This is a genomic window from Anaeromassilibacillus sp. An200, from assembly GCF_002160025.1.
Classification (GTDB): domain Bacteria; phylum Bacillota; class Clostridia; order Oscillospirales; family Acutalibacteraceae; genus Caccousia; species Caccousia stercoris.
Genome location: NZ_NFJU01000052.1, coordinates 1 through 14,728 on the forward strand (window position 1 = coordinate 1; position 14,728 = coordinate 14,728).

Consider the following 14,728-nt stretch of genomic DNA (forward strand, 5'->3'; position numbering starts at 1 on the left):
AGCCGCCGGAGTTCCCGGCGCGCGGGGAGCGACCGGAGCCACCGGCGCAACCGGCGCGACAGGGGCAACCGGTCCCGCCGGGCCGCAGGGCGTCGCCGGGCTTCCCGGCGCACAGGGGGCGACCGGCCCGACAGGCCCACAGGGAGCCGCAGGGCTTCCCGGCGCACAGGGAGCAGCAGGCCCCACCGGGCCGCAGGGAGCCGCCGGAGTTCCCGGCGCGCGGGGAGCGACCGGAGCCACCGGCGCAACCGGCGCGACAGGGGCAACCGGTCCCGCCGGGCCGCAGGGCGTCGCCGGGCTTCCCGGCATACGGGGAGCGACCGGAGCCACCGGCGCAACCGGCGCGACAGGGGCGACCGGCCCGACAGGCCCACAGGGAGCCGCAGGGCTTCCCGGCGCACGCGGCGCAACGGGAGCAACCGGGCCAACCGGAGCCACAGGGGCTTCCGGCCCCACCGGAGCAACCGGACCGCGGGGAGTGCCGGGACTGCCGGGCGCACGCGGCGCAACAGGAGCAACCGGAGCAGCTCCCGATGATGTCTTTGCTTCGTTCGCGGTGTATCAGACGCCGTTTACACAGGGCACACAGGTGATTCTGTTTCCGGACATCACCGATCCCACCGGCAACATCAAACCATCCGACAATCTTCAGCAGATTCTGCTGGAGCCGGGATATTATCTCATTACTTACAGCGTCTCCTGTATCTTCACATCTCCCAGCTACCTGCAAATGACGCCGTCATACAACGGCACCTCACATCTGGAATTCGGCGTCTACTTTGCCACAAGCGCAAACGGATCCAGCGCCTGCGGTTCTGCCACGTTTATGATATTCGTGCCATCCGCCACATCCTTTTCCCTGACCTACACCGGATCCTCCACCGCCCGCGACGGGGAGGTTACCATCACGTTCCTCCGGCTTAACCGCGAGGAATAGGGCGCGTCAGTACAGCACAACCGTGCGCCCCTGCACGGTGCAGCGGCATTCATAGCTCTGCTGGCTTCCCGTTTTCGCGTCCAGCACGGTGTGAAACTCAAAGGAATCCGTTTCATCCGCCAGAAGATACCGCGCCACCAGATAGCGATCCTCCACCACAGCGATGAGATCCCCCAGTTCCCGGGAAAAAACGGTGTGCAGGGAAGCGTGAAACAGGCCGTCGCACGCAAATTCCTCGCCCTTGTCCTCCACCGCGTAAACACGGAACGGACCGCTGCCGCCGGAGAGGAACAGCAGGCGCGTGTTTTCTCCGTGGGAGAGGGAGCAGAGAGCCTCCTTCGCGCCCGTCTCCCGGTGCAGCACCACCAGGCGCTCGTCGTTGTCCGGGAAATACTTGGCGCGGAAATACAGTCCCTGTGCGTCGGCCCCGGCATAGCGGAGCAGGCCGCGCGTTCCCACGCTCAGCACCAGCTCCATCGGCAGCTTCGGGTCCCCCGCCTTGATGGAAACAATCGCGTCAAGCAGCGGACACAGCCACACATTATCGTTTACATCATCGCCCAGCCAGCGCAGGTTGCGGTAGCATTTTTCCTTTTCCGCCTCGTCGCCGTGCGGCTCGAGGATCAAAAGCCGATCGCATCCTGTCACCCGGCAGGGCACCAGCTGCTCCGGCCCCGCATGGATCAGGCGCGGATCGCGCACATACCAGCAGCGCTCCTCCTCCAGATCGTACAGGCAGCACACACAGTCAAGCCCCGTCAGCTTGCGGTAATCGTCAAACAGGGCGGCGTTTTTTTCATCCTCCCGCGTCCAGAAAAGCAGATGGGCGCTGTCCAGCGCTGTACAGCCCGTGAAGCTGCCCAGCAGATCCAGGCGCACCATGCAGCGCTCACGGCCGCTGGCCCGGTCCAGCACAAGCAGCCATACCTCGCTGCCGCCGTCCTCGAGCACCATGAGAAGATCCGCCGCGAAAGGGAAATAATGGCGGCGGAACGCGGGATCGTTGAGGATATAGTTTGTAATCACCCGCTCGCGCTTCGTATTCCGGTTGTATTCCAGAAGAAACAGGCTGTTGTGCCCCTCTTCCTCCTTTTCCTCAGCGTAGCAGAGGGCGTCGCCCGTCAGCTCAATCAGCTCAACGCGGCTGCTGGTGTAGATATTGCGAAGGTCCTCAATTTTCAAGCGTTCCGCACTCCCCGGCCGGCCCGCATGGGCCGGTTTTTCTCTCAATCAACGGATTTCAGGCTTTCCACCATGTCGATCCTCTTGAGCTTCGGGTACATTACCAGATCGACAATCACGGCGAACAGCAGCGTCAGAAGGGCGCTCCACACGAAGCTCATGGGCTGGATGGTCCGCCCGAACATCACCATGTCAATCTCCATCGTCTGAATGACGAAGGAGTGCATGAGGATGCCGAACACAAGCCCGATCCCGCAGCCCAGGAGCGTCAGAAGCGACGTTTCGCGGTAAATGTAGCCCGCGACCTCGCCGTCGCGGAAGCCAAGCACCTTGATCGTCGCCAGCTCCCGCTGGCGTTCCGTCACGTTGATGTTTGTCAGATTATATAATACCACAAAAGCAAGCGCTCCGGCACACAAAATCAACACAACGATGATGGAATTCAGGCTTTCAATCAGATCGTCGAAGGATTTGCGCGTGTCCTCGGTGAATCCGGCTGTCGAAACGCCCTCCTGTTCCTGAAGCTCCAGGGCAATCGCATCCCGCTGCTCCTGCTCCGTCTTTGTGCAGACAGCGTTCACCTCTGTCGGCTTCACGTCTTCGCCCGTCACGGCTTTGTACAATTCCGGGGATATGTATATATAGTGCTGCACATAGTTTTCCACCACGCCCGTGACGGTGAACTCCACCCGCTCGCCGTCCTCGTTTTCGATCGTGATGGTACTGCCGGAGGAAAGGCCCAGCAGATCCGCCAGCTTCTCCGTGACGAGCACGGAGCCTTCCTCAAACGCGACGCTCTGCCCGGTGCGGCGGTCGCGCAGATTGATGTAAAGCGGCAGCTCCTCCGCGTTTTCCGGCACCACCACATACCCGGAATAGTTCTCGTCCTCCGCCACAACGCTGACGGATTTTTTCATCACGCTCATCCAGCCGTCAAAGGAATCGCTGTCGAGCAGCGCCCGTGTGCCGTCGCTCACGGTATTCTCCTTGAGGCTGATGATGGTATCGTACCGGTAAATCTCCCCATACTGCTTTTCGATGATGCCGGAAACGGAGTCCTTGATCCCGTAGCCCGTCAGCAGCAGGGCCGTTGCGCCCGCGATGCCCACGATCGTCATGAACAGGCGGCGCTTATACAGGAAAATGTTGCGGCATGTCACCTTCTGGGTGAATTTGAGCCGCTTCCACACAAAGCCGATGTGCTCCAGAAAAATGCGTTTGCCCGCCTTGGGCGATTTGGGAAGCAGCAGCGCGGCGGGCGTCTCCTTGAGCTCGGAGCGGCAGGCGATCGCCGTGGAACCGAGCGTGCACAGGGCGGAGGCCGCACAGCCGATCAGATCATACACCGGCTGGTATACCACCAGCATATCCGGCCCGTTGTACATCATCAGATAAGCGCTCCAGCAGATGCGCGGAAGCGTCTGGTTTCCGATGAAAGTGCCGGCCATGCTGCCGAGAATGCTCGGAACCGCCGCGTAAATCAGATACTTCGAAGCGATCCGCAGCCGTCCGTAGCCCAGTGCCTTATAAGTACCGATCACGCCGCGTTCTTCGTCCACCATGCGCGTCATGGTCGTGAGGGCAACGAGAGCCGCCACCAGGAAGAACATCGACGGGAACACGGTGGAGAGGGAATCCATGCGATCGCAGTCTCCTTCAAAGCTGGCATAGCCCATATTCATGCCGCGATCGAGCACATACCACTCGGGCATCTCGAGCGTTTCCAGCTCCTCGCGCCCGTCCGCGATCTCCTGCGCGGCGTCGGCCAGCTTTTCCTCGGCTTCCTGCCTGCCGTCCTCATATTCCTGCCAGCCGTCCTGAAGTTCCTTTTTGCCTTCCTCCAGATCGGCGCGCCCGTCTGTCAGCTTCTGCTCGTTTTCCTCGATCTCGCGCTCCGCGTCGAGCAGCTTCTGTTCATTTTCCTGAATCTCACGCTCGCCGTCCAAAAGCTCCTGCCTGCCGTCCTCGTATTCCTGCCAGCCATCCGCCAGCTCCTGCTGTGCGTCGAGCAGCTTCTGCTCGTTTTCCTCGATCAGCGCCTTGCTGTCCAGCAGCTCCTGCTCACCATCCGCGATCTCCTTCCGGCCCTCGTCCAGCTGGGCTTTCGCGTCGTCCAGCTGGGCCTTAGCGTCCGCCAGCTCGGCTTCGGCCTCCGCAAACGCTTCGTCCGCCTCTTTTTTCTTCTCGGTGTATTCGGCCTTGCCCTGGGCCAGTTCCCATTGGGCCTGGCCTATTTGCATTTTGGCGTCCTCATACTGCGAGATGGCGCTTTCCACATAATCCCGCAGCAGATAAAGGCTCTCCAGATCGAGCGCCATGAGCGCCGCGGCGGCTTCGCTCTCGTTCATCCCCTGAAGCTTTTCCAGAAAAGCCGGGATTTCGTCCTCCGTCAGGCTCGTGCCCTCGTCGGGATCCTCCCCGGGATCCGGCGATCCGCCCCCGAGCAGGCCCGCCAGCATTTCCAGTGTGGCGCGCTGATCGTCCGGCAGCGCCGGGTTTTGCAGCAGTGCGTTGATGTACGCGCTGAGCACGGCCTTTTCCTCGCTGGACAGCGCTGTGATCGCCGCCAGCTGCTCCTTCTGGCTCATCGTTTGCAGGCTTGCCAGAAAAGCGGCGGCTTCGGCTTCGCTCGTGATGGACCGCGCGGCCACTTCCGCACCGCCGGAAAGCGCCGCCTGCGTCGGCTCGTCCTCAGACTGCGCGTCTCCTTCGCCGCCTCCCATGCTCTCCTTCACCGCGATGATCTGCTCGATGCCGTCCAGAGCGTCCACCGCCATATCATACGAACCGCGCTGCCCGGCAAGCTGATTTCTGGCATTCTCAATCTGCTTCTGCGCGTCAAGGATCTGCTGTCTGGCGTCGGCCAGCTGGGCATAGGCCTCCTCCTTCTCGGCCTCGAGCTCGGAAACGCCGCGGTCGTACTTGTTTTTGCCAAGAAGATAATCGGACCAGCCATCCGTCCACTCCCGCTTCGCTTCCTCCAGAGCCTTTACGCCGTCCTCGTACTCCTGTTTGCCTTCCTCCAGCTGCTGTGCACCGTCGTCATATTCGGCCTGTCCGTCGAGAAGCTCCTGCTCCGCGTCCTCAAGCGTTTTCCGCGCGTCGGCCAGCTCCTGTTTGGCGTCCTCCAGCTGCGCCCAGCCGTCGGCCACCTCCTGCTTTGCATCGGCGATCTCCTGTTCGCCGTCTTTCAGCTCCTGCTCCGCGTCGAGCAGCTCCTGTTCGCCGTCGATCAATTCCTGATACGCGTCCGCCAGTTCCTGCTCCGCCTTGGCCTTCTCCTCGTCGTAGGTGGCCTGCGCGTCGTCAAGCGCTTCTTTGGCGTCCGCGCGGACCTCCTCATAGCGAATCTCCGATCGCGTTTTTCCCAGCTCCTCGAGCGTATCGAGCACCGGCTGCACCAGATCCTCATACGAGCCGTCGAAGGTGTTGAGCGCCGCGGCTCCTTCCACGGTCAGATACAGATCGGTATAGTACTCCTGGGAAAAGTCGTCCTCCAGAAGATAGACAAAACGCCCCAGCGTACCGCTTCCCACCGTGCTGGTCCCCAGCGAGACGGAAAGGTACGATGAGGACTGCACAAAGCCCACCACCGTAAAGGTGTCGCGGGCCAGCGTGTCGCTGAGGGTGCCGTCGGTGTCCTCCACCGTGATGGTATCCCCGATCGCAAGACCGGTCGTATCACCCACCGGGGGCGCGCTCACCACACACTCGCCGGACTTCTCCGGCATGCGGCCCTCGGTAAGCGTCGGATGGTTGAGATAATCGTCCCCGTTTTCCGCGAAATCAGAGGGGAGAGCGTGCAGCCGCGTCACCACATCCTTTTCACCCATGCGCACAATCCGATCGGTGCTGTAGCCCTCCATGACGCTTTCCACGCCCTCCGTCTCCCGGATGGCTGCCACATCGTCCTGCGTAAAGCCAAAGGTGCTCACAAGGCGCACATCCATAAAGCGGGTGCCGTCAAAATAGGCATCCGCTGTGGCGCGCATATTCGGCGCCGTGGTGCGCAGACCGCTATAGAAGCCCGCCCCCAGCGCCACAATGACCAAAAGCGCAAGGAACCGGCTCCAGGAATGCGTCACGGCACGCAGAATATCCTTGTGAAACGACTTGACACGCATGGAGATCCCTCCTGAGAAAAAGCCGTTACCATTCAATGGTTTCCGCCGAAACGGGGGAGTCGTTCGTTTCCATCTTTACGACCTTTCCGTTGCGGATATGGATCACGCGATCCGCGATAGCGGTAAACGCCAGATTGTGTGTGATAACCACAACCGTGCGGCCCGTGCTGCGGCAGGTGTCCTGCAAAAGACAGAGGATCGCCTTGCCCGTCTTGTAGTCAAGCGCACCTGTGGGCTCGTCGCACAAAAGCAGCTTGGGGTTTTTGGCAAGCGCGCGGGCGATGGCCACACGCTGCTGCTCGCCGCCGGAAAGCTGGGCGGGGAAATTGGAGACGCGGTGTTCCAGACCCACCTCCCGCAGAACCTCCATCGCGTCGAGGGGATCGCGGCAGATCTCGGAGGCCAGCTCCACATTTTCGAGCGCTGTGAGATTCTGCACCAGATTATAAAACTGGAACACAAAGCCGACGTCGTACCGCCGGTATTCGGTGAGCTGCTTGCGGGTGTAGGAGCTGACAAGATTTCCGTCAAGCCAGATTTCGCCGCCGGAGCACGAGTCCATGCCGCCGAGCATGTTGAGCACCGTGGTTTTGCCCGCGCCGCTCGGCCCCACGATGACGGTGAACTCGCCTTTTTCGATCACGAAGTCCACGCCGTCGGCCGCGGCGATCTTCTGCTCGCCCATCTGATAAAATTTTGTGACGTTGCGAAATTCGACAAACGACACGGCCCTCGCCTCACTTTTTCAGAATAATCCGCGTCACGCCGGGATTGAGCGACAGCAGCTTCGAGGCAATCCGGCGGTGGCGCAATCGCAGGCGCACCATGTCGCGCAGGGCGTGGCCGCCGTTGTGCCCATGAATCACCACCAGCTCCTCCAGAGAGGGATCGGCCCGCGTCAGAAGCTGTTCCAGCCGTTTTTTCGCCTGCTCCTGCGACATGCCGTGGATATCCACCTCCATGCTGCGGGGTTTTCCTCCCCTTTGGGCCATTCTGTCCGCTCCCTTTCCTCCATGTTTCCGCTGTCCGCCAAGTTTTCATACTATGTTTATTATACTCCCACCGCATAAAAAAGGAAGAAATATTCATGAACTTTTTGTGCCGTTTTCATGATTTTAAGCCAAATCCGCGCATAGCGTGCAGGATATGAAGCTCCATCGCGGCGCGGGCGGCCAGCGCGTCCCGGGCGGCCAGCGCGTTCATGAGCATCCGGTGATCCGTGCGGGTATCGCGCACCACGCCCTCGTATTCCCCGGAAAGGCGCACACCGGAATCGATCGCCTCATAGATGACAGGCAGCAGCCGTTCCACAAATTCATTGTGCGCGGCCATCGCAATCGCCTTGTGAAACGCGCGCTCCGACTCCGTGCGATCCGCGCCGCGCTCAATTTCGCCCTCCTCGCGTTCGCCGTAAAAGAGGATCCGGGACAGCTCGCTGTCCGTGGCGCGCTGGGCGGCATAGTACGCCGTCTGCGGCTCGACCATCAGGCGCAGCTCGTACACGGATCGCAGGTCGACGGGATCCCGCAGAAGCTCGCCGCGATCGAGCGGCCGTTCATGCTCGCCGCGCTGCACCACAAATGTGCCCAGCCCGCGCCGCACCTCCAGCACATGGCGCGACGAGAGCAGGCGGATCCCCTCGCGCAGCGTGGTGCGGCTCACGCCCAGCCGCGCGGCCAGCTCAATCTCCCCCGGCAGGCGATCGCCGGGCGCAAACTCCTTCTCAATGGTGATGAGGGACAAAATCTCCTCGGCGGCTTTCTGCGCCAGGCTGTTTTTCTTCTGCTCCATGCCCGCACATTCTCCTTCCTGATGCTTGGCCTGTTCCAAAATGAAAAAAGGGATCGCCGGGATGCCGCGCGCACCCAGGCGATCCCCCTCTCAGACCGTCTTATTTGAAATTCTTTCCCAGCTTGCGCTTGAGAAGCTCGCGCAGGCCGTCCGCGTCTCCCACGGTGAAGCCGTCCTTCGCGATGTAATACGCCTGCTCCTCTCCGAAGTACAGGTAAAAATATTTGCCCGTCTCATAGGCGCGTGTGATCTGGAAATACGGGTACACCGACGCGGACTGGATTCCGGCAATGCGGAAATCATCCTCGCGGAAGGTATACTCATTTTCCTTGACGCGCGATTTCTTGAACGTCGCCATGACGTTGTTGAACAGCTTGCCGGGCATCAGGCACATCCAGACCACCAGGAACACGGCGGCGGCAAAGAAGATCAGCTTCATGTACCATTCCGCGTCAACCAGGAACACAGCGGCCAGAATCAGCAGGGCAAACAGGCCGTATCCGATCATGAGGCCCAGACGGCGGCGGGAGAAATGGAACCGCACAAAGGCGTGCGCGACTTCCTCGTTGTAGGCAGTGGTGTTGCGCAGAAGGGCCTGCGGCTCCTCCAGCGGCGTACCGGCGGCGGCCGCCTCTTCTTCCAGCTTTTTCTGGGTGCGGCGGTAGTCAGACAGCATATCGGCCAGACGGCGGCGCTCCTTCAGGGCGCGGCCGCGGCGGATGCGCAGCACAATGCCCACCACAATCAGCACGACAATCAGCAGAAGGGGAAACAAAAGCGAGATCAGCGCTTCTCCATCCAGCTTAATTTCCGGCTTTTCCTGCACCTCGGTGATGTGCACGCTGTCCGCAATCGTTTTGAGCAGATCCGCCTGCTCCTGCGTCATCGAGCCCTTGGCCACGCCGTCCACCGTGACGGAAAAGCCGTTCACGACGGTGACATAGCACAGCTCCTCCATCTCGCCCGTTTCCTCACTGTCGACCTTCAGGCGGATCTGAAAGAAGGGGCGCTCCGGCTGATCGTTGTATCTCTCAACGGTGTATTCCTTGAGCGTTTCGTCCTGCTGCCCGTCCTCCTCGCGCATCGTATCGAGGAACTGTTCAAATTCCTCGTCCGTAAGTGTGGAGAGATCAAAGACAGACTGCGTCGTGGAGGATTCCTTTTTCGCCAGGTTGATTTGCAGCTGCTGATCCTGGGAAACAGCAGTCAGGTAAATGTTGTAATCCTGCATCAGCTTGAGCTGATCCTGCACGTCCGTAAATCCCGCCTTTTCCAGATCCGGGTGCGGGTTCAGCACGTTGAAATCAGACTGCTCAAATACATACAGATCGTCAGGCAGCTCCACCGTCAGATTCATCTCGTCGATGGTATACGTTGTGCCTGCGGCAAAGGACGGCGCCGCGCAGCCGATCACCAGTATCACAGCGCACAACAGGGATAGAATTCGTTTGCTCATGTCAGTTCCTCCGTCTACGGGGTGGTTTCCCGGCCTCTTTTCCGGTTTGCCCCCTATTATACAACAATTCCTCCCCAAGATCCAGATTGAATCTGGACACGAGTCGCGCAAGAGGGGCTTGTTTTGTTGCCCGCGTTGCTTTCATGGATAGGCGCGGCAGATTGGCTGGAATTTTCAGCCGACGGCGGAGTTTGGTAACACCGGTGCTGGCCATCCGGAAAAAATCGCTTCGCTGTTTTTCCTGGCTTTTCTGTGGCTTCGCACGGAGTTTTGAAGGGGCTCCGCCCCCTTCACCCCTGCAAGCCTTTTGAAAAAGGCTTGAGCGAAAACTTCAGGTTTTGCCCTTTGGCAGCCCGGCATTTTTCTTTTCTTAACAATCCTTAATGTTTCGTAAAGGATGAGAAAAGAGGGGGGAGGTAGAATAAGGCCAACACAAAGGGGAAGCTCCCCGGGAACAGGAGGGATCCACATGGAAGAAACGTGCCTGCGCGACAGGCCCATCATCGAGGTGCGGGATGTGCGCAAGGAATACCCGCTCGGCGGCGAAACAGTGGTGGCGCTCAAACGAATCAACCTGCGGATCCGGCGCGGGGAGATCTGCTGTATCTTCGGCACATCCGGATCGGGAAAAAGCACGCTGCTCAACCAGCTTGCGGGCATGGAAAAACCGACGCGCGGCGAGGTGAAAATCGGGGGCGCGTGCATTTCACGGATGAATGAAAACAAGCTGGCCGCCTTCCGGCAGCGCCATCTCGGCTTTGTGTTCCAGTCCTACAACCTTCTGCCGAACCTGACAGCCACGGAAAACGTGGCGATGCCGCTGATGTTCCGGGGTGTCCCCCGCGCACAGCGGGAAAAGGCGGCGCGTGAGCTTTTGTGCCGCGTGGGGCTGTCCCACCGCCTCGATCACTTTCCCGGCCAGATGTCGGGCGGCCAGCAGCAGCGTGCGGGAATCGCCCGCGCCTTCATTGCCCGGCCCGACGTGGTGTTTGCCGATGAGCCGACCGGGAACCTCGATTCCAAAACCACCGTGGAGATCATGGACATGATCTGTTCCTTCTCCCGGAAATTCCATCAGACGATTCTTCTCGTCACCCATGACCCAGAAATGGCGGCCTATGCCGACCGCATTGTACGGCTCATTGACGGCGAGATTGTCAGCGACGAAACGAAAAGGAGGAAATCATGATGCGTTCCGCTTTCTTTAAACGATCCGCGGCGCTTCTGTGCGCCGTTCTGCTTCTGTTCACTCTCGCGGTTCCCGCCTTTGCCGAGGGCGAACTGCCCGAGGACGGCGCGTTCTTCGCCGTGGGCTACCGCCTTTCCGTGGGCTCCTCCACGCCCGGGCGGCTGGGGCGCGGCTCCACGGCGGATATCACCGTCACCGTGAAGAACGTTTCCCTTACGGCGGACACATTTTCCGCGGATCAGTACGATTTCAGCAAACTGATTGACAGCTTCTCCGAAGGGACGGTCAAGGTCTCGGAGGAGTCGAAAGGCTCCGACCCGCTGGTGATCAAGGTGCGTTTTTCCCGCATGAAATATTCCGGCTCCGGGCAGAGCCTGCGCTTTCAGATCACCCGCAAGGACACCGGTGTGTCCCAGCTGATTGAGCTGACGATCGCGGAGGCGGGCGGCACGGACGAAAAATCCGACCAGCCCGCACCGGAGCCGCAGGTGCTCGTCTCGTGCAGCGGCCCGCAAACGCCGCTGGAACCGGGACAGGAAGCGGAATTCACCGTCTCCTTCCGTAATTTGAGCGACCTCGAGCTCAAATCCCCCGTCGCGTCCTTCACGCCCTCGGAATCCCTGTCGATCTCCGGCGGCTCTTACTCCTTCCTGCTCGATCCCATCAAGGGCAAGCAGACCGGCAGCGTCAAAGTAAAGCTCAAGGCCTCGGACTCCGTATCCTCGCCTGCCCAGTCGCTTCAGGCCGACCTGAAATTCACTTACTTCAACAACGTGTCCGAAGCGCAGGCCACCGCCTCCGACAAGCTTCCCATCCTGACCATCGCGCGCGGCGGGGAAGCCCCGCCCGTGGTACTGGCTTCCCGCTCCACGCTGAAAAAGCCGATCGCCGCCGGGGAAACCGCTTCCCTGACCGTCACCTTCTCCAACAAGGGCGACGTGAAGCTTCTGTCTCCTGTGGCGTCGTTCACCCCCTCGGACGCGCTGCTCATTGAGAGCGACGCGGGAAGCGTGCTCCTGCCGGATCTGGATCCGGGCCAGACAGCCTCCGTCTCCCTTACGCTCCGCGCGCTGCCGGAAATTACCTCCGCGAATCAATCCATTCAGGCGGATCTGAAATTCACCTACAGCGCGGGCGGAACCATGACGCAGGGCTCCTCCTCGGATCGTCTCAGCGTCCCCGCAAACCCGACCGGTTCCTCCTCCGGGGAGGGCGCGGAAGCCTCCGTGCCGCATATCGTGGTGAGCGATTTCTCCTATGGCGGGGAGAGCGTCGACGCGGGCAGTAATTTCGAGCTCAAGCTGCACTTTGAGAACAAAGGAACCCTGCCGATCGAAAACATCCTCCTGATGGTGGACGGCGGCGAAAACTTCACCCTTTCCGGCGGTTCCAGCAGCTTTTTCTTTGCTTCTCTCGCACCGGGAGCCGGACAGGATCAGATCCTGCCGCTGCAAGCCCTGCCCGCCGCCAAAAGCGGAGCGCAGAGCGTGGCGCTCTCGTTCAAATATGAGTATGTCGACGGCTCCAAGCGCGGCTCGGGCGGAGAGGATATCAAGCTTTCCATGCCCGTCGTGCAGCCCGACCGCTTCGAGATCAGCTCCCCGCAGATCCCGGAATCCATCAACGTCGGCGAGGAAACCGTCCTCACCATTCCCTATGTGAACAAGGGCAAGAGCGAGATCGCGAACGTGGAAGCCTCCGTCACGGCGGAAAACATTGATACGCCCACGAAATCGCAGTATATCGGCAACATCGCGGCGGGCGCGGGCGGAAACATCGGCTTTGTGCTCACGCCGGAGGAATCGGGACCGATCCCGCTTGTGCTGAAAATCACCTATGAGGATTCCAATGAAAAGGTACAGGAAAAGGAAATTTCCGTGGAAATCTTCGCGGAGGAATTGCCCATGGACCCGATCCCGGACGGCGATCTCCCGCCGGAGGATGGGGAGGGAAGCTCCTTCCCCTGGACTCCCGTGCTCGGCGGAACAGGCGCGGCGGCGGTCTTTGCGGGAGGCGGGGTACTCTTTGCCCTGCGCGGCAAAAAGAAAAAGCAGCAGTCCGCCGCGTCGTGGAGCGGCTGGGACGATCCGGACGACGAGGAAGCTCTGGCAAACTGGAACGAAGCTGTAAACGCACCGGAGAACACGGAGGATTTTGAAGAGATCGAGGAGATGGAGGAGATGGAGGAAATCGAGAAAATTGAGGATCTCGAGGATCTTGAGGAAACCTTCCACACCGGCGCGGATCCCGACGAATGGGGAGATCCGCAGGAGGACACGGAAAGGGAGTGGTGACGCGTGAATCGAAACGACCTGTTCCGCATGTGCAGGCAGAACCTTCTGCGGCGCAAATCGCGGACGTTCCTGACGGTGCTCGGCGTCATCATCGGATGCTGCTCCATCGTGGTGATGGCGTCCATCGGCATCGGGATGAAGGAGGCGCAGGAGCGTCTCCTCTCCCAGCTCGGGGATCTCACAATCATCACGGTGACACCGCCGCAGGGCGGGCGCGGCAAACAGAAGCTGGACGACTCCTTTCTCACGCAGGCCCGCAGGCTGGACGGTGTGCGCGCCGTCACCCCGAAGCTGACGCTTGACGGCGTTTCCACCAGCCTGCTCACCGGTGTGAACAACCGCTTTCAGGCCGACTGGTCCACCATCTGCGCCTACGATCTCACACAGCTGGAATCCATGGGGTATCAGCTCCTGGAGGGCCGTCTGCCGCAGAAAAGCGGGGAAGTTCTTGTGGGCCAGTATTTCGCCTATAATTTCAAGGATACGCTTCGGCCGGACGGCTACAACACCATTGACCGCTACAGCGGCGAGCCGGACGAAAACGGGAATTATCCGCAGGCCCCCGACCCGTATTTCAAGCCCCTTTCGCAGAATCTGACCATCTCCGCCGAGACAGACACAGAATCCTATCCCTTTTCCTACAAAATTGTGGGCGTTCTCAAGGAGGACAATTCCAAGGGCTATGAAACATCCGACGGCGTGATTATGAGCCTGTCCGACCTCCAGGCCATCACAGCCAAGGTGAAAAAGGGCGGCGGCGCGAAAAAGCCGGAGTACGGCTCTGTGCTGGTGAAAACAGACGGCCTTGCCTCCGTCGCACCCGTGGAAAAGACCATCAAAACCCTCGGATTCCCCACGGAATCCATGGAGAGCATCCGAAAGCCCATGGAGGAGGAAGCGCGCCAGAAGCAGATGATGCTCGGCGGGCTCGGCGCGATTTCCCTCTTTGTCGCGGCGCTTGGTATCGCGAACACCATGATGATGTCCATCTCCGAGCGCACCCGCGAAATTGGAATCATGAAGTCGCTCGGCTGTTATGTCACAGACGTGCGCACCCTGTTTCTGCTCGAAGCCGGGGCGATCGGGCTGATCGGCGGGCTGATTGGATGCTTTGTCAGCTTTCTGGCCTCGACGGCCATCAACTTTTTCTCCCTCGGCGCGCCCGCCATGGAGAACCTGCTTCCGGCCATCGTCGGCGGGGAGGGCGTGAACCGCGTTTCGGTCATCCCCCTCTGGCTCTATGCCTTCGCCATTCTCTTTTCCATCTTTATCGGCGTCGGCTCCGGCTACTATCCCGCCAACAAAGCCGTCAAAATCCCCGCCCTCGAAGCCATCCGCCCAGGCTGAGCCTGGACGCACGCCGCGCACGCCGGCAGGCTGAGCCTGCACGCAAGTCGCGCACGCCGGCAGGCTGAGCCTGCACGCAAGTCGCGCACGCCGCGTCCCGCGGCGAACCACACAGAAACACATCGACCCCCTTGCGATCTGACGTCGCAAGGGGGTCTTGCTTTGCGGCCCGCGTTGTTCACACGGAGAGAATCAGCAGGTTAGCTGCAATTTTCAGCGGAGTGCTAGTTAACGCAAAAGGCTTTTCGTCCACCACAAGCTCCCGTAGAGCCGTACCCCGACGCACGGAAACATCGCGCCCTGGCTAGCGCCAGTTCGCGGTCTGAAGCATAATTTTGCAGGCTTCGCCCGGAAAATTACGCTTCAGCAGTTGGGTGCTATTTGCAAGCTTCCGTAGGGCCGTGCCCC

Annotated in this window: 10 protein-coding genes; 4 read left to right on the top strand and 6 right to left on the bottom strand. The window is 60.5% G+C overall.

The window, feature by feature from the left end; genetic code table 11:
• Positions 1–937: collagen-like domain-containing protein (locus B5F35_RS19475; protein ID WP_140401259.1), on the top strand; the 937-nt coding region annotated here is incomplete at its 5' end.
• 6 nt (positions 938–943) lie between these two features.
• On the opposite strand, the gene B5F35_RS15980 is transcribed toward B5F35_RS19475, so the two are convergent.
• From B5F35_RS15980 to B5F35_RS16005, 6 genes are all read right to left on the bottom strand, one after another.
• On the bottom strand, positions 944–2,119 hold the full coding sequence (locus tag B5F35_RS15980) for a hypothetical protein (RefSeq protein WP_087242567.1): 1,176 nt from the start codon (positions 2,117–2,119) through the stop codon (positions 944–946).
• A 44-nt stretch (positions 2,120–2,163) separates the two neighbouring features.
• Positions 2,164–6,243: an FtsX-like permease family protein gene (locus tag B5F35_RS15985; protein WP_087242568.1), complete on the bottom strand. Its 4,080-nt coding sequence runs from the start codon at positions 6,241–6,243 to the stop codon at positions 2,164–2,166.
• A 25-nt stretch (positions 6,244–6,268) separates the two neighbouring features.
• Positions 6,269–6,928 (bottom strand): ABC transporter ATP-binding protein, encoded by a 660-nt coding sequence (locus B5F35_RS15990; RefSeq protein WP_275532269.1) that lies wholly within the window; start codon positions 6,926–6,928, stop codon positions 6,269–6,271.
• A 52-nt stretch (positions 6,929–6,980) separates the two neighbouring features.
• Positions 6,981–7,235: a Smr/MutS family protein gene (locus B5F35_RS15995; RefSeq protein WP_087242570.1), complete on the bottom strand. Its 255-nt coding sequence runs from the start codon at positions 7,233–7,235 to the stop codon at positions 6,981–6,983.
• A gap of 115 nt (positions 7,236–7,350) precedes the next feature.
• A complete protein-coding gene (locus B5F35_RS16000) occupies positions 7,351–8,034 on the bottom strand; it encodes a FadR/GntR family transcriptional regulator (protein WP_087242571.1) in 684 nt (227 codons plus the stop codon).
• A 100-nt stretch (positions 8,035–8,134) separates the two neighbouring features.
• Complete coding sequence (locus B5F35_RS16005; RefSeq protein ID WP_087242572.1) at positions 8,135–9,490, bottom strand: YcxB family protein; 1,356 nt, start codon at positions 9,488–9,490, stop codon at positions 8,135–8,137.
• A gap of 469 nt (positions 9,491–9,959) precedes the next feature.
• Between B5F35_RS16005 and B5F35_RS16010 the strand changes: the two genes are divergently transcribed.
• The 3 genes from B5F35_RS16010 to B5F35_RS16020 are packed head-to-tail and all read left to right on the top strand — an operon-like array spanning position 9,960 to position 14,320.
• Positions 9,960–10,679 carry an ABC transporter ATP-binding protein gene (locus B5F35_RS16010; RefSeq protein WP_087242573.1) on the top strand — a complete coding sequence of 240 codons (720 nt, stop codon included), beginning with the start codon at positions 9,960–9,962 and terminating at the stop codon, positions 10,677–10,679.
• On the top strand, positions 10,676–12,973 hold the full coding sequence (locus tag B5F35_RS16015) for a COG1361 S-layer family protein (RefSeq protein WP_140401260.1): 2,298 nt from the start codon (positions 10,676–10,678) through the stop codon (positions 12,971–12,973). Before B5F35_RS16010 ends, B5F35_RS16015 begins: the two co-directional genes overlap by 4 nt.
• A 3-nt stretch (positions 12,974–12,976) precedes the next feature.
• Positions 12,977–14,320 carry an ABC transporter permease gene (locus B5F35_RS16020; RefSeq protein ID WP_087242575.1) on the top strand — a complete coding sequence of 448 codons (1,344 nt, stop codon included), beginning with the start codon at positions 12,977–12,979 and terminating at the stop codon, positions 14,318–14,320.
• Positions 14,321–14,728: the final 408 nt, after the last annotated feature.